Below are 3,405 nucleotides of genomic sequence, written 5' to 3' on the forward strand. Positions count from 1 at the left end.
CGCGTTGGCAATAGTCTTAATTCAATACTTGATATCGTAGGATTATATATCAAGTGGGCGATTTTCTTAACTCACTTATGTCAATTCTTGTCAACATAAGTATAGTTTTGTCTATAAAATAGTCAGCTTAGGACTAGCTCTTGCTTCACTCCGCAGAAGTCCGCCTCTGCGAGTCCACAAGTTAACACCTTGGAACTCACCTACCGCCCTCGCAGTTCTGAATCGCACGCTTTTTAAGTGTACCCTTTACCGCTATGATAATTTTAGCATTTCACGACAGAATCAAATCAGTCATTAGCTTAATATGCCCTGCATAAATAACGGGGGATTTACGCATCACTGCTTGCTCGTAAAATCTTGATGGTTCCACTTTCAAAACAATAACAAAAGCCTAATCAGGAGAGTGTATCATAATGTCGAAAAAAACTTTAGCAAATTTGTCTGCAAGTGATATATCAGGTAAACGTGCCTTAGTACGGGTTGATTTTAACGTCCCTGTCGATGACCAAGGCAACATCACAGATGATACTCGCATTCGCGCTGCTTTGCCCACTATCCAAGATTTGACCCAGAAGGGAGCTAAGGTAATTCTATCTAGCCATTTTGGTCGTCCCAAGGGTGTGGATGACAAGCTGCGTTTAACCCCAGTTGCTAAACGTCTCTCGGAATTGCTAGGTCAAGAAGTTGTCAAAACTGATGACTGTATCGGTGATGCGGTTGCTGCTCAAGTTGCAGCTTTACAAAATGGACAAGTTCTGCTACTCGAAAATGTCCGCTTCTACAAGGAAGAAGAGAAAAACGACCCAGAATTTGCCAAAAAACTGGCAGCTAATGCTGATTTTTATGTGAATGATGCTTTTGGTACTGCACACCGCGCCCACGCTTCCACTGAAGGCGTAACTCACTACTTGAGTCCTTCTGTGGGGGGATATTTGATCGAGAAGGAACTACAGTACTTACAGAGTGCTATTGAAGATCCCCAACGTCCTTTGGCGGCAATTATTGGCGGTTCCAAGGTTTCCAGCAAAATAGGTGTGATTGAAACTCTCCTGGAAAAATGCGATAAGCTGATCATCGGTGGTGGGATGATTTTCACCTTCTATAAAGCCCGGGGTTTAAGTGTTGGTAAGTCTTTGGTAGAAGAAGATAAATTGGAATTGGCGAAGACTTTGGAAGCTAAAGCTAAAGAACGGGGCGTTACCTTCTTGTTACCTACAGATATCGTCTCAGCAGATAAGTTCGCCCCCGATGCGAATGCAACAACTGTCAGTATTGAAAATATTCCTGCTGATGGTATGGGTTTGGATATTGGGCCAGATTCGGTGAAAGTTTTCCAAGCAGCTTTGGCTGATTGTAAAACCGTGATTTGGAACGGCCCTATGGGTGTGTTTGAGTTTGATAAATTTGCAACTGGTACAGAAGCGATCGCTCATACTCTCGCAGAAATCGGTAAAACTGGTACAACCACAATCATCGGTGGTGGTGACTCAGTGGCCGCTGTGGAAAAGGTTGGTTTAGCTGATCAAATGAGCCACATCTCCACCGGTGGGGGGGCTAGCTTGGAGTTGTTAGAAGGTAAAATCTTACCTGGTATTGCGGCTCTAGACGAAGCTTAAGTAGTTAGTTAGCAGTCAGGAGTGAACAGCCTCAAGGCTGTTCACTGTCACCTTTCATATAAGCTAAGATAGTAATTAAGTATTTTAACGTAGAATTTCCCCTGTCAAGGGTTGCTGTAGCTTGGCAGTAAACTACTCAAAAGTACTCAAACTGTGCCAGTAATTCTTTTATGAAATATCAACTTTGGCTACACTTTCTATTCACTAGCTGCTTCTGTTTACCCCTAAGTGTTATCGGTCAGACTCCAGTCTTAGCAACACATCAACCCGGACACATAGTTCGCACAAGTTCAACCTATGACGAATATATGCAAGTTGGTTATGCAAAAATTGCTGACAGGGAATATCGCCAAGCTTTAATATATTTCCAGCAAGCATTAGCAGCACGTCCAGACGATCGCCAAGCCGCAGAAGCCATCAGGAATATTGAAGCTTATATTCAACCCGGTGGCAATGTAATTATATTCCCGGAAGGCAGGCCTAGCAGAACCACTGTTGGAGGTACACGTCCAGCAGATCAAAGGACTACAAATGAGGAGGAAAAATGTTTCCCGGATGAGCAGTTTCCTGTTTCCCTCATCCCCGCTAACGAACAAGATGGAAAGCAGCGAACCACATCCGAGCATCCCCAATTCTGGTTCTACATTCCTGAAACTACCACAGCAATACAAGAACTGGAATTTATGCTCAGGGATGATAAAACACCCCAAAACCTGTATAGAAAGACCTTTGAGGGTGGTACCAAAGCAGGTATTGTGAGTATCAATATACCTACTAGTGAAGCACCATTAACAGCAGACCGTGTATATACTTGGAAACTTTCCATTATTTGTGATTCTTCTAGTCCTTCAGATTTGTACTTAAAAGGTAAGATTGAGGTAGTCAAAGATCCTAATCTTTACTATCAGGTGCAACAAACCACGGAACCCTTAGATCAGGCAATGCTTTATGCCACCGCTGGACTGTGGGAAAATTTTGTCAGTATTTTAGCTGATTTACACCGTCAACGCCCCAATGATCCCCAGATTAATCAGTATTGGGTGGAATTGTTGACATCAGTGGGGTTGACAAAAGCACCTTCAGAGTCACCATGATCAGGAAACCCAGGGAATATCAAATTTACCGACAATATGCCGTAGCAGGATCAAGTCGGTGGGGGTGATTTGCCATAGGAGCAGCCACTAAAACCACATCTCCTTGAGCATTAACTACCCATCCCTGGGCGGGTATAACTCTTCGAGTCATCATAGATACAGGACTGACCACAGCCGATGATTCCTCCAGGGTGGGAGCAATTAAACTCACTTCCACCTCGCTACTACTATGTATTTGTTCTGGGGAACCAGGTAAACCCCCCTTACCTCGGACTGTAAATTCACTTTGTCCCCATTGTATACAAGCATTTTTAGCAATTAAAGCATTGGGGTCAACGACGTTTTCAGACAATTCAATTAATCCCTGACTCGGGTCAACCTCCGGGGTATTAGTTTCTATAACACCATCAATACCCAGTTGGGAACTAGCAGTAATTTTACTCTGTGTATCCTGAAAGATTCTCTGGGCGGTGATGTTAATATTTCCCCCTTTTCCCGCAAAGGCATCGGCAGTAAGATCACTGTCTCTACTGAGGAGAAAACTGGTATTAACTGTAATGTTACCACCATTGCCAGTACCGCCGGCGCTGGCGGAAATATTGCTCTTGTCCCGTTGACGGATGGTGTCTGTGATGTTGAGGGTAATATTACCACCCTCTCCACTAGCAGTGTTGGCGGTAATTGTCGAGCCTTGA

The 3,405-nt window shown here is 43.9% G+C and carries 2 protein-coding genes and 1 pseudogene; 2 read left to right on the top strand and 1 reads right to left on the bottom strand.

Features of this window, described 5'->3' with window-relative positions; translation table 11 throughout:
- Window positions 1-413 precede the first annotated feature (413 nt).
- Together PN447_RS11140 and PN447_RS11145 are read left to right on the top strand one after the other, a co-directional pair.
- Window positions 414-1,616, top strand: a complete 1,203-nt coding sequence (locus tag PN447_RS11140) for a phosphoglycerate kinase (protein WP_271763088.1) — start codon at window positions 414-416, stop codon at window positions 1,614-1,616.
- A 170-nt stretch (window positions 1,617-1,786) separates the two neighbouring features.
- Complete coding sequence (locus PN447_RS11145) at window positions 1,787-2,710, top strand: DUF928 domain-containing protein (RefSeq protein WP_271763089.1); 924 nt, start codon at window positions 1,787-1,789, stop codon at window positions 2,708-2,710.
- 25 nt (window positions 2,711-2,735) lie between these two features.
- Here PN447_RS11145 and PN447_RS11150 read toward each other — a convergent pair.
- Window positions 2,736-3,405, bottom strand: a pseudogene (locus tag PN447_RS11150) (hypothetical protein); the annotation flags it as partial.

Source organism: Anabaena sp. CS-542/02 (genome assembly GCF_028331085.1).
GTDB lineage: Bacteria > Cyanobacteriota > Cyanobacteriia > Cyanobacteriales > Nostocaceae > Anabaenopsis > Anabaenopsis arnoldii.